At 39.0% G+C, this 17,783-nt stretch carries 17 protein-coding genes and 2 tRNA genes; 7 read left to right on the forward strand and 12 right to left on the reverse strand.

Annotated elements, in window-relative coordinates; all coding sequences use genetic code 11:
- Window positions 1–230: 230 nt before the first annotated feature.
- The gene (locus tag AC0JIQ_RS10795; protein WP_004661267.1) at window positions 231–1,580 is read left to right on the forward strand and encodes an MFS transporter; all 1,350 of its coding nucleotides are present in this window, start codon (window positions 231–233) and stop codon (window positions 1,578–1,580) included.
- A 90-nt stretch (window positions 1,581–1,670) separates the two neighbouring features.
- A complete protein-coding gene (locus tag AC0JIQ_RS10800) occupies window positions 1,671–2,885 on the forward strand; it encodes an alginate export family protein (protein ID WP_474201647.1) in 1,215 nt (404 codons plus the stop codon).
- 195 nt (window positions 2,886–3,080) lie between these two features.
- On the opposite strand, the gene AC0JIQ_RS10805 is transcribed toward AC0JIQ_RS10800, so the two are convergent.
- A complete protein-coding gene (locus AC0JIQ_RS10805; protein ID WP_474201648.1) occupies window positions 3,081–4,265 on the reverse strand; it encodes a trypsin-like peptidase domain-containing protein in 1,185 nt (394 codons plus the stop codon).
- A 195-nt stretch (window positions 4,266–4,460) separates the two neighbouring features.
- On the opposite strand from AC0JIQ_RS10805, the gene AC0JIQ_RS10810 reads away from it, so the two are divergent.
- The 4 genes from AC0JIQ_RS10810 (at window position 4,461) to AC0JIQ_RS10825 (ending at window position 6,297) form a co-directional block, all read left to right on the forward strand.
- Entirely contained in the window at window positions 4,461–5,219 is a 759-nt protein-coding gene (locus AC0JIQ_RS10810; protein WP_474201649.1) for a Nif3-like dinuclear metal center hexameric protein, read from the forward strand.
- A 144-nt stretch (window positions 5,220–5,363) separates the two neighbouring features.
- Window positions 5,364–5,990 (forward strand): superoxide dismutase, encoded by a 627-nt coding sequence (locus AC0JIQ_RS10815; protein WP_004670542.1) that lies wholly within the window; start codon window positions 5,364–5,366, stop codon window positions 5,988–5,990.
- A gap of 146 nt (window positions 5,991–6,136) precedes the next feature.
- Window positions 6,137–6,212 (forward strand) — tRNA-Asn (locus AC0JIQ_RS10820).
- A gap of 9 nt (window positions 6,213–6,221) precedes the next feature.
- A tRNA-Asn gene (locus AC0JIQ_RS10825) sits at window positions 6,222–6,297 on the forward strand.
- Between the two features lie 111 nt (window positions 6,298–6,408).
- Here AC0JIQ_RS10825 and AC0JIQ_RS10830 read toward each other — a convergent pair.
- The 11 genes from AC0JIQ_RS10830 to AC0JIQ_RS10880 all read right to left on the reverse strand — a co-directional run bounded on the left by AC0JIQ_RS10830 (window position 6,409) and on the right by AC0JIQ_RS10880 (window position 15,743).
- Window positions 6,409–7,065: a MiaE family protein gene (locus tag AC0JIQ_RS10830; RefSeq protein ID WP_474201650.1), complete on the reverse strand. Its 657-nt coding sequence runs from the start codon at window positions 7,063–7,065 to the stop codon at window positions 6,409–6,411.
- 4 nt (window positions 7,066–7,069) lie between these two features.
- Window positions 7,070–7,798 (reverse strand): pyridoxine 5'-phosphate synthase, encoded by a 729-nt coding sequence (gene pdxJ / locus AC0JIQ_RS10835; RefSeq protein WP_474201651.1) that lies wholly within the window; start codon window positions 7,796–7,798, stop codon window positions 7,070–7,072.
- A gap of 55 nt (window positions 7,799–7,853) precedes the next feature.
- Complete coding sequence (gene recO / locus AC0JIQ_RS10840; RefSeq protein ID WP_346511092.1) at window positions 7,854–8,561, reverse strand: DNA repair protein RecO; 708 nt, start codon at window positions 8,559–8,561, stop codon at window positions 7,854–7,856.
- A 9-nt stretch (window positions 8,562–8,570) separates the two neighbouring features.
- Window positions 8,571–8,768, reverse strand: coding sequence for an NF038104 family lipoprotein (locus AC0JIQ_RS10845; protein WP_474201652.1), 198 nt, complete (start codon window positions 8,766–8,768; stop codon window positions 8,571–8,573).
- Between the two features lie 26 nt (window positions 8,769–8,794).
- A complete protein-coding gene (era, locus tag AC0JIQ_RS10850; protein ID WP_474201653.1) occupies window positions 8,795–9,820 on the reverse strand; it encodes a GTPase Era in 1,026 nt (341 codons plus the stop codon).
- A 4-nt stretch (window positions 9,821–9,824) separates the two neighbouring features.
- Window positions 9,825–10,520 (reverse strand): ribonuclease III, encoded by a 696-nt coding sequence (gene rnc / locus AC0JIQ_RS10855; protein WP_251117847.1) that lies wholly within the window; start codon window positions 10,518–10,520, stop codon window positions 9,825–9,827.
- On the reverse strand, window positions 10,489–10,866 hold the full coding sequence (locus AC0JIQ_RS10860) for a DUF4845 domain-containing protein (RefSeq protein ID WP_474201654.1): 378 nt from the start codon (window positions 10,864–10,866) through the stop codon (window positions 10,489–10,491). The genes rnc and AC0JIQ_RS10860 overlap by 32 nt, the downstream gene beginning before the upstream one ends.
- A gap of 24 nt (window positions 10,867–10,890) precedes the next feature.
- A complete protein-coding gene (lepB, locus tag AC0JIQ_RS10865; RefSeq protein WP_474201655.1) occupies window positions 10,891–11,754 on the reverse strand; it encodes a signal peptidase I in 864 nt (287 codons plus the stop codon).
- A 69-nt stretch (window positions 11,755–11,823) separates the two neighbouring features.
- On the reverse strand, window positions 11,824–13,641 hold the full coding sequence (lepA, locus tag AC0JIQ_RS10870; RefSeq protein ID WP_336937301.1) for a translation elongation factor 4: 1,818 nt from the start codon (window positions 13,639–13,641) through the stop codon (window positions 11,824–11,826).
- A gap of 157 nt (window positions 13,642–13,798) precedes the next feature.
- Window positions 13,799–14,248, reverse strand: coding sequence for an acyl-CoA thioesterase (locus AC0JIQ_RS10875; protein ID WP_474201656.1), 450 nt, complete (start codon window positions 14,246–14,248; stop codon window positions 13,799–13,801).
- A 118-nt stretch (window positions 14,249–14,366) separates the two neighbouring features.
- Complete coding sequence (locus AC0JIQ_RS10880; RefSeq protein WP_005215282.1) at window positions 14,367–15,743, reverse strand: Do family serine endopeptidase; 1,377 nt, start codon at window positions 15,741–15,743, stop codon at window positions 14,367–14,369.
- A 372-nt stretch (window positions 15,744–16,115) separates the two neighbouring features.
- On the opposite strand from AC0JIQ_RS10880, the gene nadB reads away from it, so the two are divergent.
- Complete coding sequence (gene nadB / locus AC0JIQ_RS10885) at window positions 16,116–17,765, forward strand: L-aspartate oxidase (RefSeq protein ID WP_474203253.1); 1,650 nt, start codon at window positions 16,116–16,118, stop codon at window positions 17,763–17,765.
- Window positions 17,766–17,783 lie beyond the last annotated feature (18 nt).

Raw genomic sequence — 17,783 nt, forward strand, 5'->3', positions numbered from 1 at the left:
TCAATAGAAATAATATTTTCAATATAATTATATATTTATAATTATATAGTTAATTTTAAATTTTGATCAAATTTGTTTTTTGGCACACCCCTTGCTTAGTAACAAGCATCATGAATCAACGACGATTCATAAAAAATTTGCTGACGGCCAATGAAGTCCGTTCTGTTCGGTTTGTGTATGCAGAAATATTGCATAGCAAAAATATATTTCGTTCAGTTCAGGGGAAGGTTATGTCTTCAAAAATGAATCTAAATGCTAAAAAAGCAACTGAAATAAAATTATTTAGCTTTTCAACGCCTGCCATGCGTGCTTTTCATATGACTTGGCTCGCATTCTTTGTATGTTTCTTCGCTTGGTTTGCTTGTGCACCATTAATGCCAGTCATCAAAGGTGAATTTAATCTAACCAAAGACCAAATCGCAAACATCAATATCGCTGCGGTTGCAATCACAATTCTGATACGACTCATTGTTGGCCCACTCTGTGACAAATATGGACCACGCAAAACCTATACTGCTCTTCTCATTGTTGGCAGTATCCCTGTTTTCGGTGTTGCAGCAGCAAATACTTATGAATCGTTCTTGTTTTTCCGTCTCTTGATTGGTGCAATTGGTGCGAGCTTTGTCATCACCCAATATCACACCAGTGTCATGTTTGCGCCTAATGTTGTCGGCACAGCAAATGCGGCTTCTGCAGGCTGGGGAAATGCGGGTGGAGGTGCAACACAAGCAATCATGCCATTAATTCTCGGTGCAATTGTGATGTTTGGTGTTGAACAAGCAATGGGTTGGAGAATTGCGCTACTTGTACCTGGCATTATGATGGTAATTGTTGGTGTACTTTATTGGAAACTTACACAAGACTGTCCACAAGGTGACTTTAAAGAATTACGCGCAAACGGTGTTGAAGTTGGTAGCGGTAAAAAAGGTGGTGTTGCTATCTTAATGCAAGCTGCTCGTAACTATCGTGTTTGGATTCTATTTGTTTCTTATGCAGCATGTTTCGGTATAGAAATCTTCATTCATAACATTGCAGCAATGTATTACGTCGACCACTTCAACATGGGTTTAAAAGAAGCAGGTTTAACTGCGGGTATCTTTGGCCTACTTGCCTTATTCGCTCGTGCTTTAGGTGGAATTGTTTCAGATAAAGTTGCGATTTCAAAAGGTTTAGATGGTCGTACAAAAGTATTATTTATTCTTATCTTATGTGAAGGCTTGTTCCTGATTCTCTTCTCACAAATGAATACTGTAGCTCTTGCTATTATCAGTATGACTGTCTTCGCGCTCTTCACACATATGTCTTGCGGAGCAACTTATGCTTTAGTTCCTTTCATTGACCGTAATGCACTTGGTGGCGTGGCGGGCATTATTGGTGCTGGTGGTAATGTTGGTGCGGTTGCAGCAGGCTTTTTACTCAAAGGCTTACTAGATGTTCAAACTTGCCTCATGATTTTAGGTGGTCTTGTAACTGTGGCTGCCTTTGGTGTCATCCTCATCCGATTCTCTGTAGAACATAAAACGAAAGAACAGCAACTGTTTGACCAAGCTGTGCTTGAACGCAACTCTGTTACCTCTTAATCATCATTCACTTAGTGCAGGGAAACCTACCTTTCCCCTGCACAATATCTAAATTAAATCTAGAAATTATAATCTTTCAGGGGTCTCAATATGAAATTGAATCTTCTTAGCTTTGCTATGCTCAGTGTTTTAACAACTACGACATTTGCTGCAGATAACTTTTTAAGCCAAACTAAATTTTCTCTCGATAGTCGCCTACGTTACGAATTGGTTGACCAAGATAACCAACTAAAAAATGCTGATGCTTGGACTTTGAGACTACGCTCTTCACTGGAAACTGGCTCTTGGCATGGCTTAAGCGCATTTGTACAAGGAGAAGGCACTGTCGAAATTAATGATCATTTCAATAGTACACGTAATGCTGAAACAAACTACAGTACAGTCCCTGATCCTCAAAACTTACAATTGAATCAAGCTTATTTAAAATATGCTTATAGTCCAAAGTTTGATTTAAGTATTGGTCGTCAAGCTATTAATTTAGAAAATCAGCGCTTTGTAGGCTCCGTAGCTTGGCGTCAAAATGATCAAACCTTTGATGCGATTAGTTTAAATATTAAACCTTGCAAAGAGTTTGGTTTGTATTATGGCTATATTGATCAAGTCAATACTATTTTTGGTAGTGAAGATGCAAAACCTAAATTTGTAGCAGCCCAAGATGGTAAACAAAACAGTCAAATTCATTTAATTCAAGCTAAAATGAATTACAACCCATTGTTCAACGCAACATTATATGGGTATTTGATGGATTTCGAGGATTTAAGTGCTTGGTCAAATCAAACCTATGGCTTACGCTTAACAGGTAAGAAAAACAATTTTAGATACGTTGCTGAATATGCCAAACAAAGTGAATATGCTGAGCAACCTATAAATTATGATACAGATTATTATGCATTAGAATTAGGTTATAGCATCACGGATAAAGGCTCTGCACTGGGTGAAATCGCACTTGGCTATGAAGTGCTTGGTAGTGATGATGGAAAAATTGCATTTCAAACCCCATTGGCGACTAAACATAAGTTTAACGGATGGGCTGACTTATTCTTGACAACGCCTGTGAATGGTTTAACTGACTTGTACATTTCATCAAATTTTAATGTATTTGGGAAAGGTAAATTAGGCACTGAACTACATCAATATCGTAGTAATGAAAAAAATATGGATTATGGTCAAGAATTCTCTATTTCTTATTCTCATGCTTTACATATTAAAGGTTTGTCTGCCCTAGCAAAATTCTCAGATTATCAAGCGGAAGAGTTTTCTGTAGATACTCAAAAGTTATGGTTGCAAATGGATTATAAATACTGATATTGAGTCGTTGTAATTTATTTATAAAAAAACTGTCATCAAATCATCAAATTTCGATGGTGTAATAAAAAATAAAAAACTCCAAAATTTGCAAAAAGCTTGCTGATCGACCTTTATCAGCAAGCTTTTTTCTTTTCATAAATAAAAAGGCTACCTAAGTAGCCTTTCATATGCAAATTAAATCATAAGATCATATTAATCTTGACGCTTAGGTAATGGAATATATTGCGACTGCGCATTTTGTTGAGTTTTTCTCTCTCCAACTTTTACTTGCATGCTCTGTTGCTTACCATCTCTTTCAATCACTAGATCAATTACACTTTGTGGTGCTTGCAATGCAACATAGTTGATCAAATGTGAAGCTGAAGTAATTTGCTCATTATTGACTTGAATAATCTTATCACCACGTTTTACGCCTGCCGCATCTGCTGGACCATCACGCAAGACATCAGCAACAACGACTCCAATAGGTTTCGCAGCCAATACGTCGTCATCCATTGTATTAGGAATTAAACTAATACCTAACCAACCACGAACAACACGACCATCTTTCAAAATTGAATTTAATACTTGTTGACAAATTTTCGCTGGAATTGCAAAACCAATCCCTAATGAACCGCCTGATTGAGAGAAAATCGCAGTGTTTACGCCGATTAAATTCCCCGCAACATCAATCAATGCACCACCTGAATTACCGGGATTAATCGCCGCATCAGTTTGAATAAAGTCTTCATAGGTATTGATACCTAAATCTGAACGACCTGTCGCCGAAATAATCCCTTGGGTAACTGTTTGCCCCACGCCAAATGGATTACCGATTGCAAGAACAACATCGCCAACTTCATTACCACTGAGCTTAAACGGTAGAACAGGAAGCTTGTCTAACTCAATTTTAATCACGGCTAAATCAGTATCAGGATCTGTACCAATGACTTTCGCCTCAGCACGACGACCATCATTCAATGCCACCACAATATGCTCTGCCTGAGCAATCACATGGTTATTCGTCAGAATATAACCATCTGCACGAACAATAACACCTGAACCTAAACTATTTTCATTTTGAGGCTGTTGAGGAATTTGATTACCAAAAAACTCACGAAATACAGGATCATTCAATAAAGGATGATTCATCTGTTTTACTTTCTGTGTGGTAAAAATATTCACAACCGCTGGTGCAGCAACTTTTACGGCAGCACTATAGGAAACCACCCCACCCGTTCGAGTTGTATCAATAAGGGGCTCAACTTTTTCAGCAGGCATTTTCACCCCATCAGCAGCAACTGTTGGTTTAGGCTGATGTGATTTCTGCCATGCTAGAAAACTGAATATAACAATGACAAGTAAAACCCAAGGTAACCATGTAAATGCACGGCGCACGATTATTATCCTCTAAGCAAAATTATGTTATGGACAAGCTTATTTATTGAAGAAGAACAAGAACTTTCAGTTATTGTAAAGTAAATTGGTTTAAAGCAATGTAAAAGTTAAAAAAGTTTTGTCTAGCTTTAGTTACATTTAAAAATATGCTTTTATTAAGCTGAATCTATATATGTCATTCAGTTGAGGAATCGCATGGCAAATTTGCATGATATTGTGCAATGGTGTAATCAAACTTTAAAAATTAGTGAGTTTAAAGATTACGCACCCAATGGCTTACAAATTGAAGGCACGCCTGAGGTAAATAAAATAGTCTGTGCTGTTACAGCCTCAGAAGATGCAATTAATGCAGCTATTGCGCAGCAAGCAGATGCCTTACTTGTCCATCATGGTTACTTTTGGAAAGGTGAAGCCTACCCTATTACAGGTATGCGTGGTAATCGAATCAAAAAATTAATTCAGAACAACATCTCTCTGATCGCCTACCATTTGCCTTTAGACTCACATCCCACACTTGGGAATAATGCTGCAATTGCAGATTTAATCGGTTTACAAAATCTAGAAGCTTTAGATCCATTCGAAAAGCATCCGATTGGGAATATAGGCTATTTGGAAAGTCCATTAAGCCCAGAGCAATTTAAAACAAATTTACAAGCTATTTTTGATTTTAAAGTGATTCATTTGCCGAGCGAGAAAATTCAAATCCAAAAAGTAGGATTTTGCACAGGCGGCGCTCAAGATTTTATCAATAAAGCAGCAGAAAAAGATTGTGATGCTTATATTTCTGGCGAAGTCAGTGAGCGTACTTTTTATGAAGCCAAAGAATTAGGTGTTCATTATTTTGCCTGTGGTCATCATGCAACTGAACGATATGGCGTACAACGTCTTGCTCAAGCAATTACAAATCAGTTTGCTGTAGAAACTATCTATTTCGAACTAAATAATCCGATTTAATAGAATTGACGAATCCGATTTTATTTATCGTTTTTAATTGAACCTTTATTGTATATCGTTCTTTAAAAGACTGCCCTATTATCTTTGGAATCATTTACAATAGAGCCACTTAACGTAAAACCCAGCAATTGCAAGGATTGGAACATGACAACCATTACTTTACCTGCACTTCCATATGGCTATGATGACTTAGCTCCGCACATTACTCGCGAAACTTTAGAATACCATCACGATAAACATCACAATACTTATGTTGTTAACTTAAACAACCTAATCAAAGGCACTGACCTTGAAGGTAAAACTTTAGAAGAAATCATCAAAGCATCTGCTGGTGACGCTTCTAAAGCAGGTATCTTTAACAATGCTGCACAAGTATGGAACCACACATTTTACTGGAACAGCATGAAGCCAAACGGTGGTGGTAAACCAACTGGCGCAATCGCAGCTAAAATCGAAGAAGCTTTTGGTAGCTATGAAAAATTTGCAGAAGAATTTACTGCTGCTGCAACGACTCAATTCGGTTCAGGTTGGGCTTGGTTAGTTGCTGACGAAGTAAATGGTAAATTATCAATTACTAAAACTGCAAATGCAGATACTCCACTTGCTCACGGTCAAATCGCAGTATTAACAATTGACGTTTGGGAACATGCTTACTACATCGACTTCCGTAACTTACGTCCAAAATACATCGCAACTTTCCTAGAAAGCTTAGTGAACTGGGACTATGCAAATGCAAAACTTGCTGGTCAACCAGCAGGTGTTGAGAAATAATTTTTATTTCTTGAATAAAAACTGCCCACTTCGGGCAGTTTTTTTATAATTAAAAAATTAAAAGCATATTTATCAAGCAAACGATTCATTTTATTTATTATTCTTATTGACGCATCTGAAATTCATCCCTAAAATGCGCATCAGATTCTCCAATAGCTCAGTCGGTAGAGCGACGGACTGTTAATCCGCAGGTCCCTGGTTCGAGCCCAGGTTGGAGAGCCAATCTACTATTCTTCCATAGCTCAGTCGGTAGAGCGACGGACTGTTAATCCGCAGGTCCCTGGTTCGAGCCCAGGTGGAAGAGCCAAGATTCTAAAAAGCCCCGATCAATAATCGGGGCTTTTTTATTACTTAATAACAAAAATGACCAATAAAAAAGCTCCTGATCAACAGAAGCATTTTTGTCTTTTAACTCAACTTAGGCAGCAACCCGCGTTGGCACACCGCTATGGAAGCGGAACGTATCATCGGGGCTTAAAATTAGATTCTTTTCCACTTCACGAATATGCTCAATCCGTTGCTGGATCGTCTCTTCTGGATCTTTAAGTTTCGCTGTTTTTGCAACATCTAAAGCTAAAGCCAAATAGTCCTCGAAATGACGAGATTCAGACTTAAGTAAGTAGCGGTAGTAACGCCCCAGCTCATCGTCCACAACAGGTGCCAAAGCATAAAAACGTTCACACGAACGTGCTTCGACAAATGCTCCAATAATCATCACATCAATTAAAGCTTCAGGCTCATAGGTACGGATTTCTTTACGTAATCCACCCGCATAGCGCCCTGCACTCAAACCCTTCCACTCTTGGCCGCGTTTGTTCATGAACTCCAAAACCTGCTCATAATGCAGCATTTCTTCACGCACCAATTGTGCCAATTTCACTTGCAAGTCCGTAAAGAAACTATAGCGGAACATCAAGTTCATTGCTGTACTCGCTGCTTTTTTCTCACAGTTGGCATGGTCTTGCATTAAGATGTCCAGATTATTAATGGCTTCATCCAACCATGCTTGGGGAGTCGCACAACCTAAAAATGCGATGACAGGTTGCATCAACTCATCATAATTTATACTACTCATCAACTTATCTCGCAGCAGCCTGAATTGCTGCTTTCATATCTGTTACCGCTTGGGTCAGACCAACAAATACACTATCGGCAATAATCGAATGACCAATGTTGAGTTCATGAATTTGAGGGATCGCCGCAATTGCTGCCACATTATCCAAATTCAAACCATGTCCAGCATTCACAACCAAACCTTTTGCCGCTGCATATTCAGCACCTTTGATAATACGAGCTAATTCAGCTTGTTGCTGCTCATCTGTATCGGCATCAGCATAAGCACCCGTATGGATTTCAATGGTTGGTGCACCACATGCCACAGCTGCATCAATCTGTGCAAAATCTGCATCGATAAACAAAGACACATCACTGCCAATCGCTTTCAGTGCTTCAGTTGCCGCCTTTACTTTTTCAAAATGACCTACGACATCCAAGCCACCTTCTGTGGTGACTTCTTGACGACGCTCGGGTACAAAGCACACATGTTGCGGCTGAATCTCTTTGGCAAATGCAACCATTTCATCAGTCACAGCCAATTCAAGATTCATACGTGTTTTTAACAATGGACGCATACGACGTACATCATCATCTTGTATATGGCGGCGATCTTCACGCAAATGTAAAGTAATCCCCTCAGCACCTGCCTGTTCACAGACTAAAGCAGCCTGAACTGGATCAGGGTAAGTTGTACCACGTGCTTGTCTTAATGTCGCAACATGATCAATGTTTACACCCAAGATTGCAGCCATAAAAAATATCCTATCGGTTTAGCCCTGAATCATTATTTTCAATACATCAGGAATATCAAGTTTGTGTACTTTGAATCCAAAGTTGACGGCTTTTCAGCGGTCGATCACCCAACAAGGAGCTAATCATTTGACGGTATAGTTTACCCAATAATTGCAATTGTTCGTGAGAAAAATCCTGCCCATCTTCATAACTTTGCATGGAGGTAATCAATTCACCATCAAGTGTTGAACGCGAAGCTTGTGAAACTGGTAAAAAACCATCATTGATTTGAAATTGATAATGCTGATTGACCTGAATGTCGTGTTGATTTGCATCTGCTGAGAAATCAATGGCATAGCCAAGTTCTGGCAAGAGTACATGCTCAAATTGACGCAAAATCTGCCGAAGAAATACACCAGCTTGTTCGTGTGTCGCCAATTGCTGTAACAACACTAAAATCAACTGATATTGTTCAAATGTTTGCGGCATCATCTCTTCTAAAGGACATAGTCGCAATAGAATTTCATTTAAATAAAAACCGGCAAAAAATGCATCACCATGAAAAAATACAGGTTGATTCAGAATTTCCAGTTTTGTAAAGTTTTTTAGTTCAGATTTGCCTGTGGCTTGCAGACGAATAGGCTGATATTGCGGCGGTGGGGTCTGTCTTAGAATCCCATCCACCCGACCATATTCTTGTGTAAATAAATGCACAATATGGCTTTTTTCACGATATTTACGATGATGAATCAAATAACCATGTAGGACTTCATTGCGCATCATAGTACGAGACTAGTCCTTCTTTTTCTCATCCTTTGCTTCATCATCGCCATCGGGAATGACTGCACCAACAACCGCAGCAGTTCCTTTAACAACACCTTTAGTGGTCTTATAAGCAACTTTAACAGGTACGGTCACAAGCTTGTGAATACAGCCTTGCAACATAAATATACATGTCACAATCGCGAGTATACGAATTGTTGTTTTCATACCTGTTTCCGTTATCTTAAATGCGATTAAATATCGCTATACCCCAAGCTTTTGAGTGCACGCTCATCATCAGACCAACCACCTTTGACTTTCACCCAAAGTGTTAGCATGATTTTTTGCTCAAACATTTTTTCCATGTCTGTACGTGCATCCATACCAATACTTTTCAGCTTCGCACCTTTGTCGCCAATCACAATGGCTTTTTGACCTTGGCGTTCCACAAAAATGGTCGCATCAATATACGTACATGGCGGCTTTAAACGACCTGTTTTTTCATTTACCGCTGCTTCTTCAGTTTTAAATGATTCAATTTGAACCGTTAAATCATATGGAAGCTCCTCACCTAACTGACGCATAATTTTCTCACGAATGATTTCACTCGCAAGGAAACGCTCAGAACGATCGGTAATCTGATCCAATGAATACAAAGGTGGCTGATATGGCAAATATTTTTCAATCGTGTCACGCAAATGATCTAGATTTGCACCACGCAATGCTGATACTGGCACAATTTCAGCAAAATTCATGAGCTTGGCACGCTCTCGAATCAGCGGTAAAGCCTCATTTTTATTTTCAAATGTATCAAGTTTATTGATCACAAGGATCACTGGCATATCAGCATTTTTAAGTTTTTCCAAAACCAATTCATCGTTTTGAGTCCACTTTTGTGCATCAACTACAAATAAAACCAAGTTCACATCACGTAATGCTGAATGTGCAGCACGGTTCATCATCTTATTGATGGCACGTACTTCTTTTTTATGCATCCCAGGTGTATCGACAAATACGGCCTGTGATTTCTCACGTGAATCAATCCCTACGATCTTATGGCGTGTGGTTTGTGGCTTACGTGAGGTAATGGATAGCTTCTGACCCAAGATATGGTTCATCAAAGTTGACTTGCCCACATTTGGACGGCCAACGATTGCAACAAAACCGCTTTTGAAATCTGAAGGAATTGTGCTTCCTTGAGAACTAAAAAATTGATCAACTAGATTATTGCCATCTTGCTGTTCAGTTGCTTCTGGCTTATTTTCTTCTGAATGAGACATCAGGTTATTGCTCCAATAATTTTAAAATCTCTGCCGCTGCCGTTTGTTCGGCAAAACGACGACTTGAGCCCTCGCCTATAATTTTTGGCAATCCCGCTACATCACATTCCACTTTGAAATGTTGATTCGGGGCATCACCCTGAATATCTACAACCTCGTAAACTGGGAGAGGTTTTTTACGTGCTTGTAAATACTCTTGCAAACGTGATTTAGGGTCTTTCAGTTGATCTGTCGGTTCGATATGATCAAGATATGGTTCATACCATTTTAGCACAATGCGTTCGAGCAAGTTGAGATCATTGCTGTCTAAATAAATAGCACCAATAATGGCTTCAACTGTATCCGCCAGAATTGACTCTCGGTGATGTCCACCAGATTTTAACTCGCCTGTACTTAAAATTAATGACCGACTTAGTTGCAAATCATTTGCGATTTTTCCTAACGCTTCCTGTCGAACCAACGTCGCACGCATTCTCGTTAAACGACCTTCATTTTCCAGTGGATAAGCATTGTACAAATAATTTGCGACGATCATCCCTAATAATGAATCGCCTAGAAACTCTAGGCGTTCATAATTATGTTTATGGCTGACCGAGCGATGGGTCAAAGCCAGCTTTAACAAGTCAAACTGTTTAAACTGGTGACCTATTCGCCCTTGCAGCCGTGTATCATTGAGCTTGTTTTGCAGATTTTTGGTCAAAAGTCTTCTCAAAATTCATAACTAAACTGATATTTAGCATGAAAGGCTTACGCACTTCATACTTCTTTATTACCACAAGGTCATCTTTATAAGTCACTTGCGCAATATCTTTAAAATGGATATCACGGATATTATTCATGTCCAAACGCTGTTCCATTTGGGTATAAAATTTTCCAGGTGTTATATTTTCTGGACTTTCCTTTAATAAAGCTATTATTTGATTATCGATAATTTTATCATCCCAATAGACTGGCCAAATTGCAATTAGCGCTTTAGCAGTGATAGCAAAAACAACCACTCCAAATAATATTGCAAAATATGACATTCCTTGTTGAGATTTACGCATCTTAGTACTTCCTATGTATTTTTATTAGTTAATCTTACCATTGCGATCGAAACTTGGTAGGTTAAAACCAGGTTCTTTATGCATCCAAACATAAAAAGCACGACCTGTTAAATTCGCTTCAGGAACAAATCCCCAAAAACGACTGTCTGCACTTTGATCTCTATTATCACCCATTGCAAAATACTGTCCTTTTGGCACAGTGACTTCCCAATCCTGCCCATTACTTTGAATAAAAACATTATTCTCCTTGGCAACAAATGGAACTAGAGCATCAGCTCCACGTAACTTTGCAAATTGAAATTGTTCTGCTAAAGGATTACGGCCATCTAAATAACGAATTAAATGTTGGTGTTCACCTAATGTTTCTTTAAAGTAATAAACTGCAGGAGTTTCTAATTGATCTTTATCACGTTTAAATTCAGTTGCTACTTTAGCAATTTGCTTTCCGTTAATAATTAATTGGCCAGCTTTAAACTGAATGTGATCGCCCGGCAAACCCACTACGCGCTTAATATAGCTAATGGTTGGTTGTGGTGGATAACGAAATACGATGACTTCACCACGTTTTGGCTCACCTACATTAATTACTTTTGCATTTACAATCGGTAAGCGCACACCATAATCAAATTTATTTACTAAAATAAAATCACCTGTTTCCAAGGTGGGCACCATAGAATCAGATGGAATATTAAATGGTTCATACAAGAATGAACGAAGGATTAAGACTACTGCTAACACGGGCCAAAAATCATATGCCCACGTTATAACAAAATTTTCCTGATCACGCCCTTTATTTGCACGTTGTTTTAGTACAAATTTATCGAGTAGCCACACTAGAAAAAAAATCAGTGTAACTGGTACCAGAATCAAATTAAAATCAAAATCCACACGCCCTCTCCCGCAGTCTAGCTGCTCGTTTTGCAGCTAGGTAAATTTATTTACCTAGCCTCTCTCTTTTTATCTATCCACTTTCAATACAGCTAAGAACGCTTCCTGAGGAATTTCAACACTTCCTACTTGTTTCATACGTTTCTTACCTTCTTTTTGTTTCGCAAGAAGTTTCTTCTTACGCGAAACGTCACCACCATAACATTTTGCCAATACGTTCTTACGCATGGCTTTTACGGTAGAGCGTGCAATAATTTGTGCACCAATTGCTGCTTGAATTGCAACATCATACATTTGGCGTGGAATCAAATCTTTCATCTTCTCAACCAATGCAATACCGCGATGACGTGCATCTTGACGGTGACAAATCATAGCTAAGGCATCGACCTTTTCACTATTAATTAACACGTCAACCTTAACTAAAGATGAACTCTCAAAACGCACGAAGTTGTAATCTAAAGATGCAAAACCACGTGAACAAGATTTCAACTTATCAAAGAAATCCATGACCACTTCTGCCATAGGAATTTCAAAAGTGATTGAAACTTGATTACCTAAGAATTTCATATCTTTTTGAACACCACGACGTTCAATACACAAGGTCATGACATTACCTAAATATTCTTGTGGCACAAGAATATGACACTCTGCGATCGGCTCACGCAAATCTTCAACTGTTGAACCATCAGGCATTTTTGATGGGCTGTCGATATAAATAATATCGCCTTTTTTAGTCAATGCTTCATAGATTACTGTTGGTGCAGAACTGATCAGATCAAGATCGTATTCACGCTCTAAACGCTCTTGTACAATTTCCATATGAAGCATGCCTAGGAAGCCACAACGGAAACCAAAGCCTAAAGCATCTGAACTTTCTGGTTCAAAGAACAGCGCTGAGTCATTAATTTGTAATTTTTGTAGTGCTTCACGGAATGGTTCAAAGTCACTGGCGTCAATTGGGAAAAGACCTGCATACACCTGCGGTTTAACCTTCTTAAAACCTGGTAAAATAGCGACATCTGGTGTGTTAGACAAAGTAATTGTATCGCCCACAGGCGCACCAAAAATATCTTTAATACCAGCGATCACGAAGCCAACTTCACCCGCTTCGAGAATATCTGTTTCAGTGTGTTTAGGATTGAATACGCCAACAGATGTAACTGGGTGAGTTTGCCCCGTTGATTTCACCAACATTTTGTCGCCCTTGCGGATACGACCTTGCTTGATTCGAACGAGAGAAACAACACCTAAATAGTTATCGAACCATGAGTCGATAATTAATGCTTGTAAAGGTGCATCGCGATCACCTTCTGGTGCTGGAATCACATCAACTAGGCGCTCTAAAACACCTTCAACCCCTAAACCAGTTTTTGCTGAACAGGTTGGTGCATCTGTCGCTTCAATTCCGATAATTTCTTCAATTTCGTGGATCACACGCTCAGGTTCTGCTTGTGGCAAATCAATCTTATTCAAGATTGGTAGAACTTCTAGCCCCTGCTCGATCGCCGTATAACAGTTTGCTACAGATTGTGCTTCAACACCTTGCGCAGCGTCGACGACTAAAAGCGCACCTTCACATGCTGCCAAAGAACGTGATACTTCATAAGAAAAGTCGACGTGACCTGGTGTATCAATAAAGTTTAATTGATACTCTTGACCATTTGGATGCGTGTAATACAACGTTACAGATGCAGCTTTAATGGTAATCCCACGCTCACGTTCAAGCTCCATAGAGTCCAATACTTGAGCTTGCATCTCGCGATCTTGTAAACCACCACACATTTGAATGAATCGATCTGCCAAGGTTGATTTACCATGGTCAATGTGAGCAATAATCGAGAAATTACGTATATTTTTGATATCTATGGATTTTTTAGCTTGCGCCATGGGTTACCTTAACAAAATAGAGTGCTCTAACCTTACAACAAGTCATGAGCCAAAGCGGTTTAACAAAATTGTTGGGGATTATAGCAGAACACCATTTCAAAGTATTCAAAATAATTACCCCATCAAAGCCTCTATATGGTGATTTCAGTCCTTCGATTTACTCATATAAAGTTGAAAAATCCATCGGATTTAGATCCGATCCAATCGGTTGGTAGGCATGAGTAAAACTCGGTGACATACGCTTTGGACGGCCTGTTGTAATTTCAATACACGCCCATTTGGTATTCCCTACGAATAAAATACTTTGATCCTTTGGACGGTAAAATGCATACTGACGAAAGGAATAGAGCGCATTGATATCATCTAACCATGTACGTAAGATGACTTCTTCACCTTCAAGTGCTGCTTTCCGATACTGAACATGATGCTCTACCGCCACCATTGCATGTTTGAGTTCTAAATATTGAGCTAGACCTAAACCTAATCTTTCAATATGCGCTGCTGCGACATCTTGCATCCACTGAATATACTTGACGTTATTGACATGACCTAAAACATCAATATGTTCAGGTTGTACAGTTATTCTCAAATCAAAAATAGTACTCATAAACCTACTTATTTCGTCAATCCAAGCTCAGTCGCATACACTAATCTAAACACTTATACATTACAAAATAAAAACCACCCTATTTTCAGGGTGGTTTAAAAAAAACTAACAATATAGCTTAAGGCAAACGTAAACCTAAAATTGCACGCTGGCCTTGGCGAATAATAGCTACTCGAGCAACACTATTTTTTGGTAGAGCCGCCATTGTTTTTACAAACATTTGACTATTTAAAATAGGTGTACCATTCACTTGAAGGATAACATCACCTGCAACAATGTTTGATAATGATGCTAAGCTACCGCGTTTAACATCCTGCACCAATATCCCACCACGGACATCCAATTTTGCTTGCTCTTCAGGCGTCAAATTACGGATGCTCATTCCTAGACCACTGGTTGGATTGTTTTTATCCTCAGCGGCTGGTGTATCGTCTGGTGCAGTACCTAAAGTTGCTGAAATAGTACGAACTTTATCGTCACGTAATACTTCTAATTGAACAGTCTGACTAGGTGCTACGCGATTTAATACATTTAACAAATCGCTAGTACGGGAAATAGAAGAACCATTAATTTTTAAAATCACATCCCCAGACTTTAAACCTGCTTTTTCAGCTGGTGACTTCGGTGTAACCTGATTAATCAATGAACCTTCTGGTTTTGGTAATTTGTATGCTTCTGCAAGGTTACGATCAATATCTTGCAACATCACGCCAAGGTATGAACGAGTCACTTTACCATTGGTTTTAAGCTGTTGGACTACATCCATCGCGACATCAATAGGAATAGAGAATGACAAGCCCATATAACCGCCAGTACCACTAAAGATACGCGAGTTAACACCAACCACTTCACCACGTTGGTTAAATAGCGGACCACCAGAGTTACCAGGGTTTAATGCAGCATCTGTTTGAATGAACGGTACTGACGTTTCACCACTCATATTTCGAGATTTAGCGCTCACAATCCCTGCTGAAGCAGAATAGTCAAAGCCAAAAGGCGAACCAATTGCTAAAACAGGCTCACCAACTTTTAACTGGTTTACATTACCAATTTTTAATTCTGGGAAATTTGCACCATTTACTTTAAGCACAGCAACATCAGTGCGCTCATCACTACCAACCAAAGTTGCATCAAGTTCACGTCGATCGTTTAAAGTAATACTGATACGAGACGCATTTTCAATCACATGATGATTTGTAACGAGATAACCATCTTTACTAATAAAAAATGCACTACCGTATGCAGTTTTTTCTTGCGGCCCTTGTTGTTGAGGGATAATGACTTGATTACCAAAAAAACGTCGTAAAATTTCAGGCACTTGTTGCTGTAACAACTCTTCCTGAGTCATTTTTTTTACAACATTGACACTGACAACCGCAGGACTCACCTGCTCAACGAGATTTGAAAAATCTACTGGTGAAGCAGCATTAACCTGTACTGCAGCAACCGTAAATACCGCAGCATACATTCCTTGTTGTAAATAGCGACTTTTCATGAAGTGAGAACCTACGTACTAATGATCTATAGAATATTAAGATTATGTTTGTATCATAACCCAACTGTAATCTTCGTAAAAATATGTTGATATTTTCAATGCATACAACGATGTAGCATATTGAAATGTGAATAAATTATGGAGAAAATCTCCATGATTTATAAGCTTATTAACTTTTTATCGTGGGCAGCTTAATATTAGATTAAAATGATGTATTGAATACTTATCCTTGTTAGACTTTAAGGTGATTGACAATTCATATCAGTAAAAATTGTTTACATTCGCTAAAAAATCGTTCAATTCTAGGCAGATTGGCACTTGCCTTTTTTGCTAAAAAGCGTTGTCATTAGCGAACGTTTAAAACTGAAGCAGATCGACATGCCTGATTTAAAAACAATTCACCATTTTGACGTGATAATTGTGGGCAGTGGCGGTGCAGGTTTAAGTCTTGCACTCTCTTTACCGAGTCATTACAACATTGCCATTTTAGCAAAAGCTGAGCTCACAGAAGCCAGTACTTTTTATGCTCAAGGTGGTGTTGCTGCGGTCTTAGACGAGACTGATTCAATTCAACAACATATTAATGACACTATGATTGCAGGCGGACATCTTTGTGAATTAGATGCCGTTAAACATACAGTCGAAGGCGGCAAGCCTTCTGTTGATTTCTTATTAAAGCAAGGTGTTCAATTCACTTTAGATGATGATGAGCAATTACACCTCACCCGTGAAGGTGGTCATTCACAACGCCGTATCATTCATTCTGCTGATGCAACAGGTAAGGCAATTTCAACTACTCTCGTTGAACGTGCTAAAGAACGAAAAAATATTACAATTTTTGAAAATTATATTGCGATTGACCTCATCACATTACATAAGCTTGGTCATCAAGACAAAAATAATCGTGCGATTGGTTTATATGCATTAAATGAAAAAACAGAACAAGTTCATACATTCTTAGCCCCTTTCACAGCTTTGGCCTGTGGTGGTGCAATGAAAGCTTATCTCTATACTTCTAACCCTGACATTGCAACCGGTGATGGTATCGCGATGGCTTATCGAGCTGGTTGTCGTGTTGCCAATATGGAATTCAACCAATTCCATCCAACGTGTTTGTATCACCCGAAAGCGCGTTCTTTTCTCATTACCGAAGCCATGCGTGGTGAGGGTGCGTATCTACGTTTGCCCGATGGTGAACGTTTTATGTTACGTCTTGACGAACGTGCTGAACTTGCGCCACGTGATATTGTTGCGCGTGCAATCGACTATGAAATCAAACGTCTAGGTATTCGTCATGTTTGGTTAGACATCACACATAAATCACCTGAATTTATCACCGAGCACTTCCCTACGCTTTATGCACGCTTGCTCGAACTTGGGATTGATATTACTAAAGATATGATTCCTGTTGTTCCAGCAGCACACTATACCTGTGGTGGCGTGGTTGTAGATGAACATAGCCAAACTGACTTAGATGGTTTATATGCAATTGGCGAAACTTCATATACTGGCTTACATGGTGCTAACCGTATGGCAAGTAACTCACTGCTTGAATGTTTCGTTTATGGCATGAGTGCAGCGGAAGATATTCAAAGCAAACATAATGTTAGTTTTGAATTTCCAGATGTACCTTCTTGGGATGAATCTCAAGTGACTGATGCCGATGAAGATGTTGTCATCTTACAAAACTGGGATGAATTACGTTCAACCATGTGGAACTATGTGGGTATTGTTCGCACCACTAAACGTTTGCAACGTGCTTTACATCGTATTGAAATGTTAAAACGTGAAATCAACGAATATTATCAAGGCTACCGCGTCAGTAAAAACTTGATTGAATTACGTAACCTCGTTTTAGTTTCTGAAATGATTGTACGTTGTGCGATGGAGCGCAAGGAATCACGTGGTTTACATTACACACTGGATTATCCAGAACTCTCAGATGAGATTCGCAAGACCGTTTTAACTCCACCAAACTTTAAAGTGGAACAACCGTTGGTGAATGAGTGTAAGCTAACTTGATACAAGTATTAATTGCTG

The organism is Acinetobacter sp. FB (genome assembly GCF_056033405.1).